General features: G+C 71.5%; 19 protein-coding genes and 1 pseudogene. 15 read left to right on the forward strand and 5 right to left on the reverse strand.

Going from position 1 to position 24,234, the window contains the following annotated elements; translation table 11 throughout:
* The 3 genes and pseudogenes from GT042_RS14340 to GT042_RS14350 form a co-directional block, all read left to right on the forward strand.
* Window positions 1–947 (forward strand): annotated as a pseudogene (locus GT042_RS14340) (AfsR family transcriptional regulator); the annotation flags it as partial.
* Between the two features lie 98 nt (window positions 948–1,045).
* Complete coding sequence (locus GT042_RS14345; protein WP_161309094.1) at window positions 1,046–2,431, forward strand: FAD-binding oxidoreductase; 1,386 nt, start codon at window positions 1,046–1,048, stop codon at window positions 2,429–2,431.
* Complete coding sequence (locus GT042_RS14350; protein WP_161309095.1) at window positions 2,428–2,907, forward strand: nuclear transport factor 2 family protein; 480 nt, start codon at window positions 2,428–2,430, stop codon at window positions 2,905–2,907. The genes GT042_RS14345 and GT042_RS14350 overlap by 4 nt, the downstream gene beginning before the upstream one ends.
* A gap of 82 nt (window positions 2,908–2,989) precedes the next feature.
* On the opposite strand, the gene GT042_RS14355 is transcribed toward GT042_RS14350, so the two are convergent.
* On the reverse strand, window positions 2,990–6,154 hold the full coding sequence (locus tag GT042_RS14355) for a discoidin domain-containing protein (protein ID WP_161309096.1): 3,165 nt from the start codon (window positions 6,152–6,154) through the stop codon (window positions 2,990–2,992).
* Window positions 6,155–6,362: 208 nt separating this feature from the next.
* The gene (locus GT042_RS14360; RefSeq protein WP_161309097.1) at window positions 6,363–7,271 is read right to left on the reverse strand and encodes a LysR family transcriptional regulator; all 909 of its coding nucleotides are present in this window, start codon (window positions 7,269–7,271) and stop codon (window positions 6,363–6,365) included.
* A 212-nt stretch (window positions 7,272–7,483) separates the two neighbouring features.
* On the opposite strand from GT042_RS14360, the gene GT042_RS14365 reads away from it, so the two are divergent.
* From GT042_RS14365 to GT042_RS14400, 8 genes are all read left to right on the forward strand, one after another.
* Window positions 7,484–8,569 carry a LacI family DNA-binding transcriptional regulator gene (locus tag GT042_RS14365; RefSeq protein WP_161309098.1) on the forward strand — a complete coding sequence of 362 codons (1,086 nt, stop codon included), beginning with the start codon at window positions 7,484–7,486 and terminating at the stop codon, window positions 8,567–8,569.
* A 14-nt stretch (window positions 8,570–8,583) separates the two neighbouring features.
* Complete coding sequence (locus tag GT042_RS14370) at window positions 8,584–9,906, forward strand: ADP-ribosylglycohydrolase family protein (RefSeq protein WP_161309099.1); 1,323 nt, start codon at window positions 8,584–8,586, stop codon at window positions 9,904–9,906.
* Window positions 9,903–10,907 carry a nucleoside hydrolase gene (locus GT042_RS14375; RefSeq protein ID WP_161309100.1) on the forward strand — a complete coding sequence of 335 codons (1,005 nt, stop codon included), beginning with the start codon at window positions 9,903–9,905 and terminating at the stop codon, window positions 10,905–10,907. The genes GT042_RS14370 and GT042_RS14375 overlap by 4 nt, the downstream gene beginning before the upstream one ends.
* Before the next feature lie 33 nt (window positions 10,908–10,940).
* A complete protein-coding gene (locus GT042_RS14380) occupies window positions 10,941–12,302 on the forward strand; it encodes an extracellular solute-binding protein (protein ID WP_161309101.1) in 1,362 nt (453 codons plus the stop codon).
* Window positions 12,303–12,367: 65 nt separating this feature from the next.
* Window positions 12,368–13,306 (forward strand): sugar ABC transporter permease, encoded by a 939-nt coding sequence (locus tag GT042_RS14385; protein WP_161309102.1) that lies wholly within the window; start codon window positions 12,368–12,370, stop codon window positions 13,304–13,306.
* Window positions 13,307–13,308: 2 nt separating this feature from the next.
* Window positions 13,309–14,190, forward strand: a complete 882-nt coding sequence (locus GT042_RS14390) for a carbohydrate ABC transporter permease (protein WP_161309103.1) — start codon at window positions 13,309–13,311, stop codon at window positions 14,188–14,190.
* Window positions 14,187–15,032: a ribokinase gene (locus GT042_RS14395; RefSeq protein ID WP_161309104.1), complete on the forward strand. Its 846-nt coding sequence runs from the start codon at window positions 14,187–14,189 to the stop codon at window positions 15,030–15,032. The genes GT042_RS14390 and GT042_RS14395 overlap by 4 nt, the downstream gene beginning before the upstream one ends.
* Before the next feature lie 9 nt (window positions 15,033–15,041).
* Complete coding sequence (locus tag GT042_RS14400) at window positions 15,042–16,964, forward strand: choice-of-anchor Q domain-containing protein (protein WP_161309105.1); 1,923 nt, start codon at window positions 15,042–15,044, stop codon at window positions 16,962–16,964.
* 140 nt (window positions 16,965–17,104) lie between these two features.
* Here GT042_RS14400 and GT042_RS14405 read toward each other — a convergent pair whose 3' ends face one another.
* Complete coding sequence (locus GT042_RS14405; protein ID WP_161309106.1) at window positions 17,105–17,581, reverse strand: helix-turn-helix domain-containing protein; 477 nt, start codon at window positions 17,579–17,581, stop codon at window positions 17,105–17,107.
* A 124-nt stretch (window positions 17,582–17,705) separates the two neighbouring features.
* Here GT042_RS14405 and GT042_RS14410 point away from each other — a divergent pair, with 124 nt between their 5' ends.
* Both GT042_RS14410 and GT042_RS14415 read left to right on the forward strand, forming a co-directional pair.
* Complete coding sequence (locus GT042_RS14410) at window positions 17,706–18,500, forward strand: SDR family oxidoreductase (protein ID WP_202532762.1); 795 nt, start codon at window positions 17,706–17,708, stop codon at window positions 18,498–18,500.
* A 237-nt stretch (window positions 18,501–18,737) separates the two neighbouring features.
* Window positions 18,738–19,568, forward strand: a complete 831-nt coding sequence (locus GT042_RS14415; protein ID WP_202532763.1) for an alpha/beta hydrolase — start codon at window positions 18,738–18,740, stop codon at window positions 19,566–19,568.
* A 98-nt stretch (window positions 19,569–19,666) separates the two neighbouring features.
* On the opposite strand, the gene GT042_RS14420 is transcribed toward GT042_RS14415, so the two are convergent.
* Window positions 19,667–21,136, reverse strand: coding sequence for an NAD(P)/FAD-dependent oxidoreductase (locus GT042_RS14420; RefSeq protein ID WP_161309107.1), 1,470 nt, complete (start codon window positions 21,134–21,136; stop codon window positions 19,667–19,669).
* A gap of 242 nt (window positions 21,137–21,378) precedes the next feature.
* On the opposite strand from GT042_RS14420, the gene GT042_RS14425 reads away from it, so the two are divergent.
* Complete coding sequence (locus tag GT042_RS14425) at window positions 21,379–22,143, forward strand: enoyl-CoA hydratase/isomerase family protein (protein ID WP_161309108.1); 765 nt, start codon at window positions 21,379–21,381, stop codon at window positions 22,141–22,143.
* A gap of 40 nt (window positions 22,144–22,183) precedes the next feature.
* On the opposite strand, the gene GT042_RS14430 is transcribed toward GT042_RS14425, so the two are convergent.
* A complete protein-coding gene (locus GT042_RS14430) occupies window positions 22,184–23,617 on the reverse strand; it encodes an aldehyde dehydrogenase (protein ID WP_161309109.1) in 1,434 nt (477 codons plus the stop codon).
* Between the two features lie 100 nt (window positions 23,618–23,717).
* On the opposite strand from GT042_RS14430, the gene GT042_RS14435 reads away from it, so the two are divergent.
* Window positions 23,718–24,234 (forward strand): TetR family transcriptional regulator (locus GT042_RS14435; protein ID WP_161309110.1); only part of this gene is annotated, 517 nt, incomplete at its 3' end.

Genomic DNA, 24,234 nt, shown 5'->3' on the forward strand with positions numbered 1-24,234 from the left:
GGTTCCTGCGCGCCCTCGGCGTCGAGCAGCCGGCGGCCACCCTCGAAGAACGGGCCGCCCAGTGGCGTACGGCCGTCTCGGGCCGCAGGCTCCTGGTCGTCCTGGACGGCGCCGACGCGGCCGGGCAGATCCGCCCGCTCCTGCCCGCCTCGCCCGGATGCGCCGTCCTGGTGACGGCCCCCCGCCGGATCGTCGACCTGCCGGGCGTCCACTGGCACCGGCTCGGGGTCCTGCCGCCGCACGACGCGCTGGAGCTGCTGGCCACGATCTCCGGGCGCGGCAGGGTGTACGCCGAGCGCGAGGCGTCCGAACGGCTGGTCGCCGCCTGCTCGTACCACCCGCTGTCCGTCGGGGTGGCGGCTGCCCGGCTCGCCGCCCGGCCGTCCTGGACGGTCGACGAGATCCTCGCCCAGCTGGAGGACGACCTGCGCCGGCCCGTGGTCATGCACGAGGACTGCGCGATCGTCGACCGCCCCTTCCGGGACGCCCAGGCGCGCATGGACCCCCCTGGGCGCGCGGCCTTCCACCTCGCGGCCTTCCCCGACTGCCGGCAGCTCTCCCCGGCCGCCGCCGCGGCCCTGCTCGACCTGCCCCTCGACCGGGCGAAGGCGCTGATGGAGACGCTGGTGGACCTGCACGTGGTGGAGACAGGCCCCGGCGGCTACCACTACCTCGGCCTCGTCAAGGCCTTCGCCCGGCGCCAGGCCCTGGACGAACTGGGCCGCGTGCGGCTGGGCCAGGCGCTCCGGCGCCTGCTGCGCCACTACTTGTCCGACGGGTCCGCCGACCCCTCGGACATACGGGCGGTACGGGCCCAGGCCGCCGCCCTCCAGGACGCGGCGCCGGTGCCCGTACCGGAGCGGGTGGACCGGCACCGGCACCCGTACCGGCGCGGCGGTCCGCGCCCGCAGAGTGTCACCGTCCAGGGAGCCACCCGCGACCGCTGAGCGCCCGGAGCGCCGTCCGGGGCCGGTGACGGCCTCGATCGACCGCCCGTCGGCGGTTCGTCGACACCACGTCGACAGGCCTCCTGTCGTATGGCCCCATGCTGAGTTCATCGAAGCGCGACCTCCTGGTCGCCCAGGTCACCGGCCCCGTCCTGGGGCCGGAGGACGACGGGTTCGCCGAGGAGTGCGCGCCCTACAACCTTGCCGTCACCCACCGTCCCGCCGTGGTGGTGGGCGCCGTGGACAGCGCCGACGTCCAGGCCGCCGTCCGCTTCGCGGCGGCACACGACCTGCCCGTCGCCGTCCTGGCCACCGGGCACCAGGCGATCGTCCCGGCCGACGGGGCCGTCCTCGTCACCACCGGCCGGATGGCCCGGGTGAGCGTCGACCCGGAGGCCCGTACGGTACGGGTCGGGGCGGGGGCGATCTGGCAGCAGGTGGTCGACGCGGCGGCCCCCCACGGGCTCGCCCCCCTCAACGGCTCCTCCCCGCTCGTCGGGGTCGTCGGCTACACCCTCGGCGGCGGCCTCAGCCCGACCATGGGCCGCGCCCACGGCTGGGCGAGCGACCACGTCACCTCGATCGACGTCGTCACGGCCGACGGCACCCCGCACCACGTGGACGCCACCACGGAACCCGACCTCTTCTGGGCCCTGCGCGGCGGCAAGAGCAACTTCGGCGTCGTCACGGCCATGGAGTTCGCCCTGTTCCCCGTCACCCACCTGTGGGCCGGCGGCCTGTTCTTCTCCGGGGACGACACGGAAACGGTCCTGCGCGCCTATGCTGACCTCACCGCCGCCGCCCCCGACGCCCTCAGCTCCTCGGTCGCCCTGCTGCGGCTGCCGCCGCTGCCGGGGATCCCCGAGCTGCTGGCCGGGAAGTTCACCCTCCACCTCCGGATCTCCTACCTGGGCGGCGAGGAGGACGGGGAGCGGCTGCTCGCGCCGCTGCGCGCGGCGGCCCCGCTCCTCCTGGACACCGTCGGCCTCATCCCGTACGCGGACTTCGCGCAGATCCACTCCGACCCGGTCGACCCCGCGCCGTTCTCGGAGTACACCACCCTGCTGTCGGCGCTGACACCCGGCGCCCTCGACGCGATCCTGGCGGCGGCGGGACCGGGCGCGGACTGCCCGGTGCAGTTCGTCGAACTGCGCCACCTCGGCGGCGCCCTCGGCCGCCCGGCGGACAACGCCGTCGGCAACCGGAACGCGCGCTACGCCCTGTGGATCGTGGCCATCGGCATACCCGGTGAACTCGCCGCGCAGGACGCCTACGCCGACCAGCTGCTGGCCCGGGTACGCCCCTGGTCGACCGGCGGTCGCTATCTCAACTTCGTCGCCGCGCACCACAGTTCCGTACCGGACGTGCGTGCCTCGTACGACGCGGACACCTACCGCCGCCTGCGCGAGGTCAAGCGCCGGTACGACCCCCGCAACCTGTTCCGCCTCAACCACAACATCCCGCCCTCGGAGGCCACGGAATGACCGACACCACGCTCCAGCTCCTCGCCGACCGCGCCGCCATCGCCGACACACTGCACCGCTACACGGCGGGGCTGGACTTCGGCGACGCCGACCTGCTCACCTCCGCGCTGACCGAGGACGCCACGGTCGACCTGACGCCCGCCACGGGCAAGATCGGCCTGGACTTCCCCGTGCTGGCACCGCGCGAGACCGTCGTGGGGGTGCTGATCCCCGCGGTGGGCCCCCTGGACACCAGCCATGTGATCAGCAACATCCGTACGACCGTCGACGGCGACACCGCGAACGCCCGGGCCTACGCGATGGCCCAGCACTTCCCGCCCGGCGACGGACCGAAGCCGGACCGCACCCGGCAGGCGCTGATGATGAACCGTTACGACGCCGACCTGGTGCGCGACGGCGAGATCTGGCGCATCAGGCGCCTCACCATCGACAGCGCGTGGTTCTCCGGCGACCCGACCGTCCTCCTGGGGGAGTGACCGTTCACCGGACGTCATGCCACCGGGGTGGGCCCTCCCGTTTCTCGGGGAGGCCCACCCCGGGGCCGTACGGCTCAGCGCTCTACGAACCGAGCACCGACACCGAGACCACCCGCGCGTCGTTCGCCCTCCGTCCCTCGACGGCGAACGCCACATAGCGCGCGCCTGCCGAGGTGACCAGCGAGCCGGTACGGCTCCTGACCCGCAGTTTCCCCGCCGGTGTGTACGTCAGCCCGTCCGTGCTGAACTCCACCCCGGAGGCCGGGATCCGGCCGCTCGTCCAGGCCACCCGCACCTCACCGACCGGGACCACGGCGCCCAGGTCCACCACCATCCGGCCGTGCGTGCCCGGGTTCCAGGCGGAGTGCGTGTCACCGTCCACCGCGGCCGACGGATCGGACATCCCGGACGGCAGCGGGGCCGTGGGGAACGTGATCCGCCCGAGCGCGAGGTCGTCGAGCGGATAGGCGGTGACACCCGACACGGACACCCGCTCGGTGCGCCCCTTCCGTACGGTCACATGGACGACCTTGCCGCTCGTGGCGGTCAGGACGAGCTGGCAGGACGGCCCCGAGAACACGACCGTCGCCGCGTCCACGACCTCGGCGCGCACGCCCACCGGGACGCGCGTGCCACTGCCGGGCCGCAGGGTGAACCGGGCGGGCGCGATCACGGCCGACGCGGCGGCGAGCTGCGCGACATGGTCGGTGCCGGTCGCCGTGACGGTCTGGATCCCCGCGTACAGGTGGACCGTACGGGTGTCCTGCGCCACGGACACGGTGGTCTTCACCGCGGCGGCCGACAGGTTGAAGAGGCTCAGGTGTCCTCCGGCGACGCTCGCCTTCACCGCCGTACTCTCGGCGACCGGAGCCGGGCGGGCCGCGGCGGCCTTCACGTCGGCCGCGGACTTCCCCACGTACCCCTCGACCACCACGGGCCCGGCCGGCCCGTCGGACAGGACGAGGATGTCGTCGGAGACGGTGAGCGGATTCTTCGCACCCCGGACGACAAATCCGGCCCGGCCGTCGACATCGACCCAGCCGCCGTCGCTGGTGAGGTTCGGCCGCGGATACCGGACGAGATCCGTCCACGCCTTCCCGTCCGCCGAGCCCTGGACCACGTAACCCCGCCCGGCCGCCGCCTCCCAGCGCAGGGTGACGCGGTCGAAGCTCTGCTCCGCGCCCAGGTCGACCGCGAGCCAGCTGTCCGCCTTCGGACGGTCGGCGAGCGACACCGCCCAGCGGGTGGTGAGATCGCCGTCGACGGCGAGGGGCGCGCCCTTGCCGGGGTCGGCGGAGGAGGCCGTGGCCGTACCGCCCCGTGCGAGGTCGGTCCCGGCGGCGCCGTCGCGTATCTCGACCGCGAACAACGAGTATCCGTACCGGGGATCGGGGCTGATGCCCTGGACCCGCACGTGACGGTACGACGCCCGGGTGAAGGTGAGGTCGTCGGTACGCCCCGTCGTGGACGGCGGCGCGGTGCCCGCGTCCTTGGCCGCGACGCTGACACTGCCCTCGGCGGTCGTGTACGTACGGCTGCCGTCCAGACCGGCGACACCCGGCATGGTCAGGTTCCACACCTCGATGTGTCCCTCGCCCGCCGCGACCCCGGTGGACGCGTAGACGACGTCACCGGTCGGCAGGGTGGTGAATCCGGCGAAGCCGGTGCCGAGGGTGAACACCGAGGCGCTGCCGTCGAATCCGTCCGTGACCTCGCGGTACGTGGCGACGGAACGGGTGGCCGTACTGCCCGCGACCGACGGCAGGAACATGGGCGTGGTGCCGCTCAGCGAGAACAGCCAGTCGTCGTGCGCCGGCTGCCAGCAGAACTTGAGGAAGCCCTGCTTGCTGACGGCCGCCGCCCAGGCCGCGGGGGACTGGTGCGCCACCAGCCCGGGGCCGGCGCCGAAGTCCTTCACCCCGCTCGCCCGCGCGAACAGCTCCGCGTCGGTGAGGGGGCGGACCGGCGTGCCGTGCGTGGCGCGCCACTCGTGCAGCAGATAGCTGATGGCGACCTCGGCGCGGGCCTCCGGCTCGTACTTGGGCTCGCCGGAGAACTTGGTGAGCCGGTAGGCCGGCGCGTACGCCTGGTACGCGGCCAGGCGCTCCGCGAGCGCGGCCTCGGAGCGGGCCGCGGCCCGGTCCCCCAACACCTGGGCCAGGAAGGCGATCGGGATGACGTCACGCCCGTACAGGTGCTCGCGGTCGTTGACCATGGGCATCAGCGGTTCGCCCGCGTCACTCATGACGGTGAGCAGGGTGTCCCAGAGCGGCCCCGCGTTGGGCTGCGCGGTGAGGACCTGGGGCAGGGGGCGCCCGGCGGTGATGAAGTGGGCCGCGTTACGCCCCGAGGTGCGCCACAACTCCTCCTGGTAGTGCGGTCCGAAGGAGTTGTGGTTCTCGACGATGAACGTGTCGTACAGGTTCTGCGCCGTGTTCGCGCTGACCGCGACACCGTCCACCAGGGCGGGGTTGGCGCGGTCAGCGGCGGGCAGGCCGGCCTCGTTGCGGCTCCACCGGCCGAAGGCGTCGCTCCAGGCCTTGTACCGCGCGTCGTCGGAGGCCCAGGCGAGACCCGGCGCGAGGGACTGGGCGTAGACGCCCATCTCCTCCAGCTTCGTGTCACCGACATAGCCGCCGGTCAGGCCGTTGGGCGTCCAGCCGCCCGAGGCGGGGTCGTTGGCCGAGCCGAGGGCGGTGGTGTACGCGGCCTGGGCGCGGACGATGGTGTCGACGTGGGTACGGGTCGTGTCGTCCAGCTGGTCCCACAGGAGCCGGGCGGCGAGCACGAAGTACAGCTGGAACGTGGTGTCGAAGAACAGGGTACGACCCCATTCGGAGCCGCCGGTCAGGCGGTTCGACGCCGCGAAGTGTGTGATCGTGGCGAGGGTGCGCGAGCGCAGGGTCTCCTTGTCGACGCCCGCTTCCGTGGCGTCGTAGGTCCCCCGGGTGAGCAGGAGGGCGTGTCCGAGGACCACCGCGAACCCGAAGTCCTTGGCGGTGTAGTAGCCCTTGGCCGCGTCCCACTGCGTCTCCGACCAGCGGGTGTGCGTGAGCAGCGCCTTGTGGTAGGCGGCGGCCACCTCGTCCGGCGGCGCGGCGTGGGACTTCTTTCTGTGGTGACCGGTCGCCATGGCGGGTCCGGCCTCGGCGAGGGAAAGCGGCACTGCGGTCAATGCGGCGGTCAGCCCGGCGAGTTGGGCGAAACGGCGCCTGTTCAGTTCGGCCGGTTGATGTGTCACGCGCATGCACCTCCTGGGCACGAGGCTTCGACAACGTTGTCAAGCGCGCTCATTGTTAGACCCCCTTCGCCGGGACGTCAAGGAGTCCGACCGGTACGGGCGGGCGGCTGTCCTAGGGCGTGTCCGCGAAGTGGGGTCTGGCTCGCGGCGTCCGGCACGCGCGCTCGCGGCGTTGTCGGACGCCGGGCGGACGACCCCACTTCGCGGACACCCCCTAGCGGCCCGTGAGTTCGCGCGGTGCCGGATTCCGCTCCCTGAGCAGGTCCAGGAACGCCTGTGTCGTCGCGGCGGGACGCCGGTTCGCGGCGGTGGCGACGGTGAGTTGCCAGCGCAGTTCGTGGTCGGCGATCTCCAGGACGTCCAGGCCCGTGTGGTCACCGACGAGGAAGCGGCTGAGGAACCCGATCCCGAGCCCGGCGCGGATGTAGTGCACGGCGGTGCCGATGTCGGCGACCTCCAGGGTCACTTCGCGCTCGACCCCCGCGGCGGCGAACGCCCGGTCGACCAGGACGCGGTTGCCGAAGCCCTGCGGGGAGTCGACGAAGGGGAACTCGCCCAGCTGCGCCAGCGACACCCGGCCCGTCCCGGCGAGGGGATGGGCGCGGGGCACGTACAGGAAGAGAGGTGCCGTGGCCAGCAGCCGGGTGTCCAGGCCGGCCGGGGCCGGCCCGGGCAGGGACAGGAAGGCCACGTCGAGCTGCCCGTCCCGCAACTGCCGCGCCAGCCCGGCCGATCCGGCCGACGCCGCCCTGAGCCGTACGGTGACCGCCGGGTGCCTGTCCCGGAAGACGCTCAGCAGGTCCGGGAGATCGGTGACGTCGATCGAGGTCAGCGTGCCCACCGTCACCTCGCCCTGGAGCGTGCCCCGGGTCCGGTGCACGGCGTCCTTGGCCGCGCTCGCGGCGCCGAGTGTTTCCCGGGCGCCGGGCAGGAAGGCCCGTCCGGCGGCGGTCAGTGTGACGGCGTGGGAGCTCCGGACGAACAGGGCGGAGCCCAGCTCCCGTTCCAGCGCCTTGACGGTCGCCGACACCCCCGACTGGACCACGTGCAGGGTCCGCGCGGCCCGGGTGAAGCTGCCGGTGTCGGCGACCGCGAGGAAGTATTCGAGGTGGCGTAGCTCCATGCCCCGATTATCACACGCGGTGCTGATCTCCATCACGAGAAATCGCTGGCCGCGATGGTTGGGGAGTGTGACCGTCGAGGAGGCGGCCCACCCGAAGTGGGACACCGTAAGAGCGGTTGTCGAATTCCGGACAGCACACCTCTTGACTTCCTGGCCGGATCTGGATGACTGTTGCTCTCGTACGCAAACCGGTTTGCATCGAAGGAGCGCAGATGAAGGAGACGGGCGGTGCGCCTGCGGGGATCCCCGAGCAAACCGGTTTGGAGAGTGAGGGGTCGGGCGAGGGGGCGGGCGAGAGAGCGAAGGGGCCCGCGACCATCTCCGACGTCGCCGCCCGCGCCGGGGTGAGCAAGACGACCGTCTCGCACGTGCTTTCCGGCCGGCGCCCCGTCTCCGAGGCCACCCGCCGCAAGGTCACACGGGCGGTCGAGGAGATGGGGTTCCAGCAGAACTTCTTCGCACTCGGCCTGTCAGGACGCCGCAGCCAGACCGTCGCCCTGGTCGTCCAGGATCTGACCAACCCGTTCTACCCCGCCCTCGCCCGGGGGCTCCAGCAGGCGGTCGGCGGGCGTGACTACGTCGTCCTGCTGGCCGACGTCGGCGCCGGCACACCGCCGATCGAGGCCTTCCTCAACGAGGCGGTCCAGCGCCGTGTCGACGGAGTGGTCGTGGCCGCCGTCGACGTACCGGACCGCCTGCTCGAACCGCTGCTCGCCTCGGGCGCCCGGGTGGTGACCGTCGGCTCACCCCGGCACGGGACGTCGACCGACGTGGTGTCCTCCGACGACGAGAGGATCGCCGCAGACGCGGTCGCCCACCTGCACGGCCAGGGCCACCGGACCCTGGGCATCATCTCCGGTCCCGTCCGGGTCGCCCCCGGATCCGCGCGCCTCGACGGCTACCGGCAGGCCCTGCGCGACCACGGCCTGCGCCCACTGCGGGCGGCCGAGGCGGTGGGGGACTGGACGCGGGAGTCCGGGGCCAAGGCGATGCACCGGCTGATGGACCTGGAGCGACGGCCCACGGCGGTGTTCTGCGCCAACGACCTCATGGCCATCGGCGCGCTCGACGCGGCCCGCTCGCTCGGCCTGTCGGTCCCCGCCGACGTCGCCGTGCTGGGCGTGGACGACATCGACGCGGCCGGCCTCGTCAGCCCTTCCCTGACCACCGTACGGGTGCCGGCCCAGGAGATCGGGCGGGTGGCGGGAGAGCTGCTGCTCGCCCGCATAGACGCCCCGTCCCAGACACCCCGCCGGGTCCTGGTCCAGCACCACCTCGTTCATCGCGAATCTGCCTGAGGAGCTCACCGCTCGTGCACGACGTACTCGACCCACGCGATCTCGTCCCCGACGAAGCCGAACAGCTTCTGTCCTCGGGGTACGCGGCCGGAGAGCTCCTGGACGCGGCCCGCCGGGCCGCCGCCGGCGACGACCTCGCGGAACTGGCCTCCATAGCGGAGGCGCTCGCCGCACTACGGCGCTCCCCGGGCTGGGACTTCGACGAACCCTCCGACCCCGAGGAGATATGGGCGACCCTCGCCCCGCCGACGTCGCCCACGCGCCCCGTCGTCGCCGGGGAGCTCCCCACCCGCCTGGCGGGTGCCTGGCTGGGGCGGTGTGTGGCCAACACGATGGGCAAGCCCGTCGAGGGACTGACCCGCGACGAGGTCGGCGTCTACCTGCGGGCCACCGGCCAGTGGCCCCAGACCGGCTTCGTCCCGCTGCTGGACGACCTGCCCGCCGGGGTCAGCCACCTGCACGAATCGGCCCCCTTCGCGGCGGCCGGCCGCTTCGACGCCGTCCCCCGGGACGACGACCTGGACTGGACGATCCTCGGCCTGCACCTCCTGGAGACGTACGGGCGCGGCCTCACGACGGAGGACATCGGCCACGAGTGGCTCGACCGCATCCCCTTCACCCAGACCTTCACCGCCGAGCGCGCGGCGTACCGCAACCTCATCCACGGCCTCCGGACGCCGGAGACGGCCACGCACGACAACCCGTACCGTGAATGGATCGGTGCGCTGATCCGTACCGACATCTACGGCTACGTCCGGCCGGGCGACCCACGCGCCGCGGCGAGGACGGCCCTGACCGACGCGGTCCTGTCGCACACCGCCAACGGGATCTACGGCGCGATGTGGTCGGCGGCCCTGGTCGCCGAGGCCCTGGTCTCCACCGGGCCGGCCGACGCCCTGCGGGCCGCGCTCACCGTCGTCCCCCCGCGCTCCCGGCTCCACGCGAGCCAGGCCGAGGTGCTGCGCCTCTTCGAGCGGGGTGCCACCGCCCGGGCGGCGCAGGACTGGATCGACCAGGAGCTGGGCCACTACAACTGGGTGCACACCGTCAACAACGCCGCCATCATCGCCGCGGCGCTGTTGTGGGGCGAGGGCGACTTCGTCCGTACGGTGGCCCTCGCCGTCGCTGCCGGCCGTGACACCGACTCCACCGCGGCCACCGTCGGCAGTGTGTTCGGCGCCCTGCACGGGCCGGGCGCCGTCCCCGCCCGGCTGGTGGAGCCGACCGGCGGAGTGGTCCGCAGCGCCGTCCAGGGGTTCGACCGGATCACCGTCACCGAACTCGCCGCACGGACGGAAGCCGTCCGTGTCGCCCTCGAACAGGAAGTGCTCGCATGACCGCCACCCGCAGGATCGTGATCGACACCGACCCCGGTCTGGGCGAACCCGGATCCGACATCGACGACGGCCTGGCCATCGCGCTGGCCCTGCGCTCGCCGGAACTGACCGTCGAGGCGCTGACCGTCGTCAACGGCAACGTCGACGTCGACACGGGGGTCGACGTCGCGAGGCGTCTCGTCGAGCGCCTCGGCCACCCCGACCTGCCGGTCCTGCGCGGCGCCGACCGTCCGCTGCTGCGCGACATGGCTCCCGTCCGGGCGCTGTTCGACGACGTGGTCGGGGACCATCCGGTCCGGACGGCGGCGGAGGACCGGATCGGCCCGACGACCGACGTCACGGCCGCCGAGTATCTGGTGGAACTGGCGGCCACGTACCCCGGCGAGATCTCGGTCGTCGCCATCGGCCCCATGACCAACCTCGCGCTGGCGCTGCGCCTCGACCCGGGATTCGCCCGGAACGTGGCGGAGATCATCATGATGGCGGGCTCCGCCACCGGGTACGCCCAGAACATCACCGTCGTCGGTGACTTCAACGCCTACGTGGACCCCGAGGCCCTCGCGATCGTCCTGGCCGGCGGCGCCCCGCTCCGTATGGTGGGCATCGACCAGACCTCGCGCGTACGGCTCACCCGCGACGACGCGGCGGTCCTGTCCCGCGGGGACTCCTTCGGCCGCTGGGCCGGGGAGTGCGCGCTGGCCTGGATCGACTTCCTGTCCAGGGCCTTCCCGCTGCGGGAGGAGCACCGGGACGCGTGCTTCCTGCACGACCCCCTCGTGGTGGCGGCGTTCCTCGACCCGTCCCTGTGCACGTGGGCCGACGCGCACGTCGTCACCGACACCACCAGCGAGCTGGCCCGGGGCCTGGTCGTCGCCGACCGCGGACTCGCCCTCGCCCCACCCCTCGGACCCCCCAACGCCTCGGTCGCCGTCGACACCGACGTGCCTGGCTTCGGCCGCCTCTTCCTCGATCGCCTGACCGGTACTCCCGCCGGCGATTGACCGCGATCCCCATGACCGTCAGAGAGGACCGTCATGAAGTTCCCCTTTCTCACCCGCCCCGCCCGGGCGACCGCACCACTCGTCGGCGGCGCGATCGCCGTGGCCCTGCTGATCACCGGCTGTGGATCCGGCGGTGACTCCTCCGGCGGCGCCCAGCAGCCCGCGGGTCTCACCGCGGCCACCGGTCTCAAGGATCCGGCCACGCCGGTCACCATCAACTACGCCGGCGCCGCCTACTCGGCCGACGACATCAAGCCGGTCCTCGCGGCCTTCCACCAGGAACACCCGAACATCACCGTCAACTACCAGGCGGTCCCGTTCGACCAGTTCAACAGCGTCCTGAGCACCCGCCTGAGCCGCAAGGACGCGACCCTCGACGTGTACGACGTCGACATGCCGCGTACCGACGCGTACCAGGCACGCGGCTGGCTCACCGACCTGTCGAAGGCGTTCCCCGACCTGGCGGGACAGGTCGACAAGGCGTCCCTGGACGCGGCGACCAGTGACGGAAAGCTCGTCACGATGCCGTACCAGACGTCGAGCCAGCTCCTCTACTACAACAAGGCGCTGCTCAAGAAGGCCGGCATCGCCTTCCCCTCGGCGAAGCCCGACGACCGCCTGACCTGGGAGGCGGTCACCGCCGACGCCAAGAAGACCCAGCAGGCCGGCGCCAAGTACGGACTGGTCTTCGACCAGGTCAACCGGTACTACCAGTTGCAGCCCCTGGCCGAGAGCCTCGGCGGCGGCTCGGGCGCCGGCGGTGACAAGAACCTGACCCCCGCGCTCCGGACGGCGGGCTGGGAGAAGTCGATGGACTGGTACGGCTCGCTGTTCAAGGACAAGATCTCCCCGCGCGGCGTCCCGGTGGCACAGACCCCCGACCTCTTCGCCTCCGGCCAGGTCGCGTTCTTCCCGGGCGGCCCCTGGTGGGGCCCCAAGTTCGCCGCGAACTCCAAGCTGGACTTCGGCGTCACCGCCTACCCGTACTTCCAGGGCGGCAAGGCGGTCACCCCCACCGGCGGCTGGTCCCTCGGGCTGAACCCCGCAAGCAAGAAGGCGGTCGCCTCCGAGATCTTCATGAAGTTCATGGGCCTCGACAAGGGCGGCTTCGCCCAGTACATGCCGAGCCTGGCGGTCCCGCCGTCCAACACGGCCGGTACGGCGAGCTTCTACGACGAGAAGATCTTCAAGGACCCCCGCATGGCGGGCGCCGTGGACCTGACCAAGTACGAACTGGCCCACACCGCCACCCTGCGTGCCAGGACCACCGGCTACGTCGAGTTCGAGGACACGCTCTCCAAGACCTTCGACGACATCAGTAACGGCGCCTCCGCGAAGAGCGCGCTGTCGTCGGCCACCAGCACGATCAACCAGGCGTGGGCGAAGTACCGCTGACCCCTGCGAGCCGACCGGCCGGGGCGAGCCGATGGAGCCCCGGCCGGCGAGAGGGACAACCCGCAATGACACTGACAACACACCACCCGGAGAGCACCGGGGCGAAACCGCCCCCACTCCCCAAGGGCACACTCCAGCGGCGCAGGTTCGTGGGCAACCTCAGCGCGGCGGCGATCTTCCTGACCCCCGCGCTCGCGCTCATCGTCGTGCTCCGGCTGATCCCGGTCGTCCAGGCCGTGAACGACGCCACCCACACGAGCCTGCCCGGCAGCACACTGCCGCCGCGCTACGTGGGACCGGACAACTTCACCGCCCTGTTCTCGTCCCACGCCTTCTGGTCCTCGGTGCGGCAGACGCTGATCTTCAACGTCGTCGTGAACCCGCTCCAGATCGCGCTGGCGCTGGCCCTCGCGGTGCTCCTCACCCAGAACCTCCCCGCCACCGGCGTCTGGCGCACCCTGGTCTTCCTGCCCGCCGCGGTCCCGATGACCGGCTCCGCGGTGGTGTGGGGCATCGCCCTGCGCCCGGACGGCCCCGTCAACGCGGCCCTCACCTCCGTCGGCATCCACCAGCAGCCCTTCCTCACCGGACAGGGACAGGTCCTCGGGAGCATCGTCCTCATCGCCAGCTGGATCGGCGTCGGATACTGGATGATCTTCCTCATCGCCGGGCTCAACGACATCCCGACCGTGTACTACGAAGCGGCCGCGATCGACGGAGCGGGGCCCCTGCGCCGCTTCTGGTCGGTGACGCTCCCCCTGCTCCGCCGGCCCCTGCTGTTCGTCCTGGTCGCCGACACCGTCTCGAACTTCGTCCTGTTCGCGCCCATGCAGATCCTGACCGACGGGGGACCGCAAGGAAAGTCGAACTTCCTGATGTACGACATCTTCCACAACAGCTTCGAGCTGTCCGACCCGCACACCGCGGCGGCGGAACTCCTCGTCCTGATGATCGTCATCGTCGCGGTCCAGTTCCGGCTGCTGCGCAGCGCCGAGGAGAGCTGATCATGACCCGCACCCCGCCTCCGCACCCCGGCGCCCCCTACGTGGCCCGGAAGCGCGGCCGTACCGGCCGTGTCGTCCTGACCGCCGTCGCCCTCGTCGTGGCCCTCGCCTTCCTGCTGCCGGTCCTCTGGCTCCTCGCCAGTACGTTCCGCAGCTCCACGGAGACCTTCGCCAACAGCTCGTCCGTGAACTGGCACATGCTGTGGCCCGCCCACTGGACCCTGGAGAACCTTCACTCGGCGATCGACAACGGGTTCCTGCGCAACCTCGCCAACAGTGTGATCGTCGCGGCGGTGACCGTCCTCCTCGGCATCGTGATCTCGGCGATGGCCGCCTTCGCGCTGGCCGTGGTCGACTTCCCGGGCCGGAAGATCGTCTTCGGCATGGTCGTCCTGAGCTTCCTCGTCCCCTTCGAGGCCATCGCCATCCCCCTGGCGCACACGTTCAGCGACTGGGGCCTCACCAACAACATGCCCGCCCTGATCCTGCCCGGGCTCGGCAACGGGCTGGCGATCTTCACACTCCGTCAGTTCTTCCTGGGCATCCCGTCGGAGCTGGCCGAGGCCGCCCGGGTGGACGGTGCCGGCTGGCCCCGCATCTTCCTCAGGATCTACCTCCCCCTGACGCGCCCGGCGCTCATCGGTACGGGTCTCATCCTGTTCCTCTTCCAGTGGCAGGCCTATCTGTGGCCCGTCCTCGTCACCACCAGCGACGGCAACGACGTGGCGCCCGTCGCCATCGCCAAGACCTTCGCCGCGTTCAGTTCGGACTACGGCCGGGTCTTCGCCGAGACGGCGGTGCTGGCGGTCATCCCCGCCGTGATCCTGCTCGGTCTCCAGCGCTACTTCGTCGCATCGGTCGCCACCACTGGGAGCAAGAATTGACCCGCGTAGCCGTCGTCGGATCCGCCAATCTCGACCTCGTCGCCCACACGCCCCGCCGCCCCGCCCCGGGCGAGACCGTCCTCGGCACGGGTTACTCCGAGCATCCCGGCGGAAAGGGCCTCAACCAGGCCGCCGCGGCGGCGACCGTGACCACGACGTCGTTCGTCGGCCGCCGCGGATCCGACGACGCGGGGCGGGTGCTGGAGGCCGAGCTGGTACGGCGCGGCGTCGACACGTCCCAGTTCCGCACCGTGGCAGGGCCCAGCGGCCACGCCCTGATCACGGTGACGCCCGACGGCGAGAACAGCATCACCGTCCTGCCCGGGGCGAACCACCTGTTGCTGCCGGACGACGTCACCCGTGCCCTCGACGTCCTCGTACCCCGGGTCGTGCTCACCCAGCAGGAGATCCCGCTCGCGGCCACCGGGGCCAGCGCACGGTGGGCGCTCGCCCACGGCGCACGGCTGATGCTCAACGCCAGCCCCAGCGCGGCCCTGCCCGAAGAGATCCTTGCCGCGGCGGACCCCCTCGTGGTAAATCTCACCGAAGCACACTTCCTGACGGCCACCGACACGCCGTCGGACGCCGCGAAGGTCCTTGCGAAGCAGTGTGTTTCGGTCATCATCACCCTCGGCTCCGACGGTTCCCTCGTCGTGGAGAACGGGCGTACGACCCACCTCCCCGCACCGAGGCTCACCGCGGTCGACACCACGGGAGCGGGCGACATGTTCGCCGGCGTCACGGCGGCCCGACTCGCCCGCGGAACCGGCCTGGTCGAGGCAGCACATCACGCAACTCAGGCAGCAGCTCAGGCCATTCAGACACCCAGGTCCAGCCGATAGGAGCATCGCGTGCACGTCAGAGCCGACGCACCACGCCGTATACGCCACCTGCGGAACACCGCGGCAGGTCTCATCGTCGCCGTTCTCGCCACTCTCCCGGCGACAGTCCCGGCCCACGCCGACACCACCACCACTCCCCGGAAGGCCGCCCCGGCCCCGTCCCTGGCGGCGGCCGTGGCGCCCCCGACGACCGGCGCCCGGCTCCAGACCTCGGGCAACCCCACTCCGCTGGGCACCGGGAAGGTCTACTACCTCGACGCACAGTCCGGAAACGACACCGCGGCGGGCACCACCACCGCGACCGCCTGGAAAACACTGGGCCGGATCACCACCGCCTCACTGGCACCCGGTGACGTGGTCGCCCTGCGCCGGGGCCAGACGTTCACCGGTAGCGCGACCGTGAACGGCTCCGGCACCGCCGCCACGCCCATCGCCGTCACCGCGTTCGGCACCGGGGCCGCGCCGACCCTGTCGAACCCGACGGGCTGGAACATGCTCCAGCTGGCGGGCACGTACATCGACGTCAGCCAGCTGCGGTTCGCGAACGGCGTGGTGTTCGACAACGCGGACGGCCAGGGCATCACGGGCCCCAAGTACAAGCTCAGCGGCGCGATCGCGGTCACCGACCCGGCCACGTCGGCGCACCTCCACGACAACGAGTTCACCCAGGTCGGCATCGGGGTCAAGACCTACGCCACCGGCACCCGGATCGACCACAACTCGTTCCACGACCTGAAGATCGCCTTCAGGGGCGTCGACTCCGGCACCGAGACCTCCTACGGAGCCGTCGGTGTCTCGATCAACAACAGCGACGCCCAGGTCAGTTACAACCAGTTCGTCAACTGCCGTTCCACCGACAGCCCGTACGGGGCGGACGGCGGCGCGGTCGAGATCGAGGGCTTCGACCACGACAAGAACAACATCACGATCGACCACAACTTTTCCTCGGGTTCGCAGGGCTTCCTGGAGGTGACCGAGACCCACAGCTCCGACGTCAGCCTGCTGTACAACATCAGCGACGACTACCAGCAGTTCGTGGCCTTCGACACCACCACCACGCCGTCCGGATACAAGGTCGACCACAACACGGTCGTACGGGCCCGGGGCGACAACCAGACGCAGTTCGCGATCTACTTCTACCGCGAGGAAGGCCCTCCGGCGGCCGACTCCTGGCTCTCGATCACCAACAACATCTTCTACCTGACGTCCGGTGTGGTCCTCTACGACTACAACTGGCCGCACCAGCACAACCTCGTCCACGGCGCGCTCGGCTACTCCCCGGGCGTCGGTGACCTGGCGGCCGATCCGCAGTTCACCAACACCTCGGGCGGCGACTACCGGCCCGGTCCGACGAGCCCGGCCAAGGACAACGGCACCGCGGCGACGGCCACCACCGACATCTACGGCAACAACAGCAGTGTGGGCCTCGGCACCGACATCGGCGCCGTCGAGGCGCAGAGCGCGCCGGCCGCGGGGGCGAACGCCGTGACCGACGGCGGCTTCGAGCAGCAGACGGCCCTCACGGCGACCAGCACTCCCTGGGCGGGCGACGGCAGCCTGCCGTACGGCCTGGACCTCGCGCAGGGCAAGGCGCACACCGGTCAGGACAACGCCTGGATCTCCTCCAACGGTACGACGGACTGGGGCGGCGTCAAGCAGACGGTCGGCGTCACCGCCGGCGCCACGTACCGGCTCACGGTCTGGGTGAGGAACTCCGGGAACATCGACCACGCGTGGCTCGGCGCGAAGACGACCACGGGCACCGTGGTCAACGAGATCAGCCACGGAACCAGCCCGGGCTGGAACCGCTACGTCCTCACGGTGAAGCCCGGGACGGCGACCCAACTGTCCGTGTACGCCGGGTACTACGGCCCGTCCGGTGTGAGCACGTGGCAGACGGTCGACGACGTCACACTCCAGAAGATCGGCTGACGGGAGATCAGCTGACCGGGACACCCCCGCGCCCGCGCGGAGTACCTGGCGTAGTGCGCGACCCCGGCGGTCACGGGACGGACGTTCCCGTGACCGCCGGGGTCGTGGCGTTCGTCCATGGAGCCTGGTGGCGGGTTCCGCTACTTCTCGGGCCCGGCGAGGTTCCAGTGGGGTACGGCCATCTCGTGGGTGATCTCGTCGGCGCCGCCCAGGCGGCCGCAGGTCGCGCAGGTCGCAGTGAGGGCGAGCGGGTGGTCCTCGTGCGTCTGGCGCATCGGCGGCGAGGTCACGGTCCACTTGGCGCCCCACGACATCAGCATCAGGACGGCCGGGCCGAGCTCCTCGCCGGCCTCGGTGAGGTAGTACGCCTCGTACCGGGATCCCCCGGGATCGGCCCTGCGTTCGAGGATGCCTCCTTCGACCAGGGCCTTCAGACGCGCGGAGAGGCGGTCACGCGGCGCGCCGGTGTTCCGCGCGATCTGGCTGAACCGGTGGTTGCCGAAGGACACCTCGCGCACCGCGAGCAGCGACCAGCGGTCTCCCACGAGTTCGAGCGCGGAGGCGAGGCTGCACGGGCGGCCGGCGAGGGTGGTCGGGTCGATGCGTATCACGGGCATGAGCGCACTCTACCTCGAATGTGGTTTGAAAGTCGGACCATGGCGTGCTAGCGTTCGATCATCGACTTGTGGTTTGGAAATCAAACCACATTAATGGTATGCCACCACCAGATGGGAATCGATCATGTCCGGAAACGCCTCCAAGACGGCCGTCATCACCGGAGCCTCCTCCCCGTTCGGTGAGGCCTACGCCCGAAGGCTCGCCGAGCGGGGGTACGACCTGGTGCTGGTGGGCCGTAACGAAGGCAAGATCAAGAACGTGGCCGCGAGCATCGCCGGGCACAGTGACGTGGAGGTGCTGACCCTGGTCGCCGACCTGGGCGACGAGGCCCAGCTCGTGAAGGTCGAGGAGCGGCTGCGTACCGACGAGTCCCTCGACCTGCTGGTCAACGCGGCGGGGGCGGCCACGTTCGCGCCCAGTCCGGGCTTCGACGTGAACGCGATCAACCAGCAGGTGGCCCTGAACGTCACCGCCACCACCCGCCTCGCGGTGGCCGCGCTGAGCGGCATGACGCGGCGCGGACAGGGCACGATCGTGAACATCTCGTCCGCGATGGCGTTCTGGATCCAGCCGGTCAGCTCGGTCTACAGCGCCACCAAGAGTTACGTGCTGACGTTCAGCCAGGCGCTCCAGCAGGAGTTGTCCGGTACGGGCGTCCGGGTGCAGGTGGTCCTGCCCGGCGCGATGTCCACCGGCTTCTGGGAAGGATCCGGCGTCGAACTCTCCAACTTCCCCGCCGGGAACGTCATGACGCCCGAGGACGCCGTGGACGCCGCGCTGGCCGGGCTCGACGCGGGGGAGGACGTCACGATCCCGTCCCTGGCGGACGTCGCGGCGTGGAACGCGTACGAGGAGGCGCGGGACGCGGTGGCCCCCATCATGTCGCGCGACGTCCCCGCGGAGCGCTACCGCGCCTGACACACGGCGTCCGGCACACCGCGCCTGACACACCGTGACCGACACCGACCTGCCCTTCGCCCCGGACCGGAAGACGGTCCGGGGCGAAGGACTGTTCCGGGGCGAAGGGCTGTTCGGCTGAACTTGGGTGAACTCCCCAGCCGGGCGGGCCGCTTTCCGGAGGGCGAACGTAATCTGACGCCCACGATCGCGGGCGGGGACATTCGGTGGTCGAACGTCACGAGGAGAGAGTCGCCCATGAAGCACCAGCGAAAAATCACCCTCAGTGTGCTGGCCGCGTCCGCGGCGGTCACACTGACCCTGGGTTCCGCGACCGCCGGCAACGCCGGGTCCACGGGGCCTTCGCACGGTCGTACGCCCACGATCGTCCTGGTCCACGGCGCGTGGGCGGACGCCTCCAGCTGGGCCGCCGTCACCGAACGCCTCCAGGACCGGGGCTTCACCGTGAAGGCTCCGCCCAACACACTGCGGGGAGTCGCCACGGACTCCGCCAACCTGCGGGCGTACCTGGAGACGCTCACGGGTCCCGTGGTGCTGGCGGGCCACTCCTACGGCGGGTTTGTCATCTCCAACGCCGCGACGGGCATCAAGAACATCAAGTCCCTGGTCTTCATCGACGCCTTCATCCCCGCCGAGGGGGAGACGGCGGGCGAGCTGTCCGCGGCCGAGCCGGGGTCGGCGCTGGCCGTTCCCGATCCCAGCACCGTCTTCGACACCGTGCCGATCCCGGGCAGCGACGGCGACATGGATCTGTACGTGAAGCAGAACCTGTTCCCGCAGATCTTCGCCGGCGGTGTCCCGCGCAACAAGGCCGCGGTGCTGGCGGCCGGGCAGCGCCCGCTCGCGGCGAGCGCCCTCGACGAGCCCTCCGGGAAGCCCGCCTGGAAGAAGATCCCCTCCTGGGCCCTCATCGGCACCGAGGACCAGGTCATTCCCCCTGCCGAGCAGCGCACCATGACGGCACGGGCCGGATCCCACACCGTCAGTGTGAAGGCCCCGCACCTGTCGATGGTCTCCGACCCGGACGCGGTCACCGAGGTCATCCTCAGGGCCGTACGGCACCACTGACACGGGAGGACGGGGGCCGGCGCGGAAACGCGCACGGCCCCCTTGCCGGTGGCGGGGCCGTGGTCTCCTGCCGGAGAGGCCGGCCCGGCCCATCCCGGTCAGCCCCGGTACTCCTTCAGCAGGTACAGCCAGATCTCGCTGACGGTCGGGAAGCAGGACACGGCGTGCCAGAGGCGGGGGACGGGCACCTCGCCGGCGACGGCGATCGTGGCCGAGTGCAGCAGTTCGCTGACGCCGGGACCGACGAAGGTCGCGCCGAGCAGGGTCTCCCGGTCGAGGTCCACGACGATGCGGGCCCGGCCCCGGTAGCCGTCCGCGTGGAGCAGGGCGCCGGGGACGCTCGCGAAGTCGACGTCGACGGCCCGGACCCGGTGACCGGCGCGGGTGGCCTCCTCCGCCGACAGGCCCACCGCGGCGGCCTCGGGGTCGGTGAAGAAGATCTGGGGGACCGCGTGCCGGTCGGCGGTGGTGGCGTGGGCGCCCCAGGGCGCGGTGTCCAGCGGTTCCCCCGCCGCGCGGGCGCCGATCGCGTCGCCGACGATCCGGGCCTGGTACTTGCCCTGGTGGGTGAGCAGCGCGTGGTGGTTGATGTCGCCGACCGCGTACAGCCACGCCCCGTCGACGTCGCGGACCGCGCAGGTCTCGTCCACGTCCAGCCAGGTCCCGGGGGTCAGCCCCACCGTCTCCAGGCCGACGTCCTTGGTGCGGGGCGAGCGGCCGGTGGCGAAGAGGATCTCGTCGGCCTCCAGGCGGGTGCCGTCGTCCAGGACGATGCCGACAGGACCGTCCGGGTCGGGCCGGTGCAGCGCGGTGACGGACACGCCGATCCGTACGTCCACCCCGCCGTCCTTGAGGCCGTCGGCGACCATCCCGCCGACGAAGGGCTCCATCCGGGGCAGCAGCGGACTCCGGGCCAGCAGGGTGACCTTCGAGCCGAGTCCCTGCCAGGCGGTGGCCATCTCGACGCCGACCCCGCCCCCGCCGACCACGACGAGCCGGCCGGGGACGGTACGGGAGTCGGTGGCCTCGCGGTTGGTCCAGGGGCGCGCCTCGGCGAGTCCGGGCAGGTCGGGGACGACCGCGTCGCTGCCGGTGCACAGGGCGACCGCGTGCCGGGCGGTGAGGACCGTCTCCCCGCCGGCGGGGGTACGGACCACCACGCGGCGGCTGCCGTCCAGCCGCGCGTCGCCGCGCACGAGGTCGGCGCCGATGCCCCGGACCCAGTCGGCCTGGCCCGTGTCGTCCCAGTCGGTGACGTAGCGGTCCCGCCGCCCGAAGACGCCGTCCGTGGAGATCGTGCCGCTGACCGCCTCGCGCGCCCCGTCCACCTTGCGCGCGTCGGCGACGGCGAGCACCGGACGCAGCAGCGCCTTGCTGGGCACACAAGCCCAGTACGAACACTCCCCGCCGACCAGTTCCCGCTCCACCGCCGCCACACTCAGCCCGGCGGCGCGCGCCCGCTCGGCGACGTTCTGGCCCACCGGGCCGGCGCCGACGACCACGACGTCGTACGTGAGGTCCGAGCCCTGGCTCTGTCCTGTTTGCGGCTTTTCTGATGATTCGCTCATGCCGTCATCGGACCATGTTTCGGTTCCGACTTCCAGGCTCTCGGCAAGGGCGCGCCCGAGGGCGCGGCGTGGCGCTCCGTACCGGCCCCCTCCACGTGCCCCCGGACCCCTGCGCCACGGCGGCCAGAAGGATGGCTTATGCCCGCCCTCGGCCGTTCGCCTGGCCGGATACTGGGGATACGGGCCCCCGCGAGGTTCCCTGGAGAGGGAGAGCACCACCTGCCATTCGAGGAGCCAGTCCCATGACCGCCCACGAGCCCGCTTATTTCACCGCGTTCGAGAACCTCGCGCTGGAACGCACCCCCTCCGGAGTCCTCACCCTGCGGTTCCACACCGACGACGGCCCGGCGACCTTCACGGGGCGCCTGCACAGCGACCTGCCGCGTGCCCTGTACGAGATCGGTGAGGACCGCGACAACCGGGTGCTCGTCCTGACCGGGACCGGCGACCGTTTCATGGCGGACATCGACGGCGCCAGCCTCGGCGACATCACCAGGCCCGCCCACTGGGACCGTACGATCGCCGAGGGCCGCCGGATCATGCAGCGGCTGGCCGACCTGGAGATGCCGGTCGTCGCGGCAGTGAACGGCCCGGCGACCGTCCACAGCGAGTACGCCCTGATCGCCGACATCGTCATCGCCTCGGACACCACCGTCTTCTCCGACTTCCCTCACCTGACCTTCGGGATCGTCCCCGGTGACGGCCTCCAGATCGTCTGGGAAGAGGCCCTCGGCCTCAACCGGGCCCGCTACCTCACCCTCACCCAGGGGTCGTTCACCGCCGAACAGGCCGAACGCTGGGGTGCCGTGGCCGAGGTGCTTCCCCCCGGCAAGGTCGTCGCCCGCGCCGGCGAACTCGCCGAAACGCTGGCCGCGAAGCCGCAGTTGCTGACCCGCTATCTCGCGGTGACGCTGCGTCAGCGCATCAGCCGCCGTATCGCCGAGGGCACCCAGCTCGGCATGGCCCTGGAGGGCCTGACGGCGGCGGATCTCGCCCATCAGGGCTGAGCCGGCGGCGGGGGGAAGCCGACCGCCGGGGGAGCCGGTCTCACAGGGATATGGACTTGAGCTCCAGGTACTGGTTCAGCCCCGCCGCGCCGAACTCGCGGCCGATCCCGCTGGTCTTGTAGCCGCCGAACGGGGTGTCGAACGCGGTCGGGGCGCCGTTCACGGAGAACGTGCCGGTACGGACACGGCGGGCGATCTCCACGCCGCGTTCGGTGTCCGCCGTCCACACACCGCCGGACAGACCGTACGGCGAGTCGTTGGCGATGCGTACCGCGTCGTTGTCGTCGTCGTAGGGGATGACGACGAGGACGGGCCCGAAGATCTCCTCCCGCGCGATCCGCATGGAGTTGTCGACGTCGGCGAAGACGGTCGGGCGCACGTAGTTGCCGCCCTCCAGCCCGGCGGGGGTGTCGGGGCCGCCGGCGACCAGCCGCGCGCCCTCCTCGATGCCGGTCCTGATGTACGACTGGACCCGTTCCTGCTGGCCCTGGCGCACCATCGGGCCGATGAAGGTGTCCGGCGCGGCCGGGTCGCCCACGGTGAGGCTCTCGGTCAGGGCGGCCACCGCGGCGACGACCTCCTCGTAGCGGGCGCGCGGGGCGAGGACGCGGGTGAGGCTCACGCAGGACTCGCCGTTGTTCCCGTACGACGCGTACCGCAGCCCCTCCGTCACCGAGTCCAGATCCGCGTCGTCCAGCACGATCGCCGCGGACTTCCCGCCCAGCTCCAGGCTGACCCGCTTGAGCTGCTCCCCGGCGATGGAGGCGATACGGCGGCCCGCCGCGGTCGAGCCGGTGAAGGCGATCTTGTCGACGCCCGGGTGGGAGACGAGGTACTCACTGGTCTCCCGGCCGGCGGGCAGCACGGAGACCACGCCCTCCGGGAAGCCGGCCTCGTCGAAGACCTCGGCCAGCAGGAGCGCGTCGAGGGCGGTCTCGGGTGAGGCCTTGAGGATGACCGTGCAGCCCGCGAGGAGGGCGGGAACCATCTTGACCAGGGCGGACTGGTGCGGCGCGTTCCAGGGGACGACCGCCGCGACCACTCCGACGGGCTCGCGGCGCACCAGTGACCGGGCGCCTCCGGGGGACCGTACCTCCTCCTCCCACGGCAGGGCCTCGGAGGCGCGCAGATACGCGTCGGTCTGCCCGGCCAGGGCGGTCTGGAGGCTGCGGGTGAACCAGCTCGCCGACCCGTTCTCGGCCGTGACGAGGTCGGCGATCTCCTCGGCCCGCGCGGCGTGCAGGACGTTGAACCGGGCCACCGCCGCACGGCGCTCCTCGGGGGTCAGCCGCGGCCACGGCCCGTGGTCGAAGGCCTCACGCGCGAGGGCGACGGCCGCGTCCACGTCGGCGGGCGCCGCCTGAGCGGCGTGGCCGACGGGGGACCGGTCGTGCGGCGAAAGGATCTCGATCCGTTCGTCGAGGGACGAGGGTGCCCAGTGGCCGCCGATGTAGAGCTTGTCGTAGACGATCATGATCTCTCCGGTTCACAGGAAGGTAGGTAGTTACCTACTTCGACGCTAGGACGGCCCGGAACGCTTGTCAAGTAGGTGCTTACCTACATATCCTGTCCCCATGGCACGCAGCGCAGAAGAGACCCGGCGGAAGATCCTGGACGCCGCGGCGGACGAATTCGCCCGGTACGGCATCGCCGGGGCGCGTGTTGACCGCATCACCACCACGGCGGGCGTCAACAACGCGCTGCTGTACCGCTACTTCGGCGGAAAGCTGGAGCTGTTCGACGTCGTGTACAGCCGCCATGTGGTGGAGATCGTCGAGGCCGTGGACCTGGACCCCGAGGACCTGCCCGGATACGTCGGGCGCCTCTACGACTACTACGAGGCGCACCCCCACGTCGTACGCCTGGCGGCCTGGCACCAGCTGGAACGGCCCGATCACGCGCCGCCGCAGGCCGTGCACGACGCGCAGGCCCAGAAGGCCGGGCGGATCGCCCGGGCCCAGAAGGAGGGGCGGATCTCCGCCGACCTCCCCGCCGAGGAACTGCGCGACCTGATGGTCCTGCTGTCCCTCTCCAACGGGCCACTGGCCCCGGCCCTGGGCGGCGACCCGGCCCTGCGGCGCGCGACCGTCG

The sequence above is a fragment of the Streptomyces sp. SID3212 genome, from assembly GCF_009865405.1.
Taxonomy (GTDB): domain Bacteria; phylum Actinomycetota; class Actinomycetes; order Streptomycetales; family Streptomycetaceae; genus Streptomyces.

Excerpts from the sequence above, each read along its gene's own strand:
- GT042_RS14345 (WP_161309094.1), top strand. The coding sequence starts at position 1,046 with ATGCTGAGTTCATCGAAGCGCGACCTCCTGGTCGCCCAGGTCACCGGC.
- GT042_RS14350 (WP_161309095.1), top strand. The coding sequence starts at position 2,428 with ATGACCGACACCACGCTCCAGCTCCTCGCCGACCGCGCCGCCATCGCC.
- GT042_RS14355 (WP_161309096.1), bottom strand. The coding sequence starts at position 6,154 with ATGCGCGTGACACATCAACCGGCCGAACTGAACAGGCGCCGTTTCGCC.
- GT042_RS14360 (WP_161309097.1), bottom strand. The coding sequence starts at position 7,271 with ATGGAGCTACGCCACCTCGAATACTTCCTCGCGGTCGCCGACACCGGC.
- GT042_RS14365 (WP_161309098.1), top strand. The coding sequence starts at position 7,484 with ATGAAGGAGACGGGCGGTGCGCCTGCGGGGATCCCCGAGCAAACCGGT.
- GT042_RS14375 (WP_161309100.1), top strand. The coding sequence starts at position 9,903 with ATGACCGCCACCCGCAGGATCGTGATCGACACCGACCCCGGTCTGGGC.
- GT042_RS14380 (WP_161309101.1), top strand. The coding sequence starts at position 10,941 with ATGAAGTTCCCCTTTCTCACCCGCCCCGCCCGGGCGACCGCACCACTC.
- GT042_RS14385 (WP_161309102.1), top strand. The coding sequence starts at position 12,368 with ATGACACTGACAACACACCACCCGGAGAGCACCGGGGCGAAACCGCCC.
- GT042_RS14390 (WP_161309103.1), top strand. The coding sequence starts at position 13,309 with ATGACCCGCACCCCGCCTCCGCACCCCGGCGCCCCCTACGTGGCCCGG.
- GT042_RS14405 (WP_161309106.1), bottom strand. The coding sequence starts at position 17,581 with ATGCCCGTGATACGCATCGACCCGACCACCCTCGCCGGCCGCCCGTGC.
- GT042_RS14410 (WP_202532762.1), top strand. The coding sequence starts at position 17,706 with ATGTCCGGAAACGCCTCCAAGACGGCCGTCATCACCGGAGCCTCCTCC.
- GT042_RS14415 (WP_202532763.1), top strand. The coding sequence starts at position 18,738 with ATGAAGCACCAGCGAAAAATCACCCTCAGTGTGCTGGCCGCGTCCGCG.
- GT042_RS14420 (WP_161309107.1), bottom strand. The coding sequence starts at position 21,136 with ATGAGCGAATCATCAGAAAAGCCGCAAACAGGACAGAGCCAGGGCTCG.
- GT042_RS14425 (WP_161309108.1), top strand. The coding sequence starts at position 21,379 with ATGACCGCCCACGAGCCCGCTTATTTCACCGCGTTCGAGAACCTCGCG.
- GT042_RS14430 (WP_161309109.1), bottom strand. The coding sequence starts at position 23,617 with ATGATCGTCTACGACAAGCTCTACATCGGCGGCCACTGGGCACCCTCG.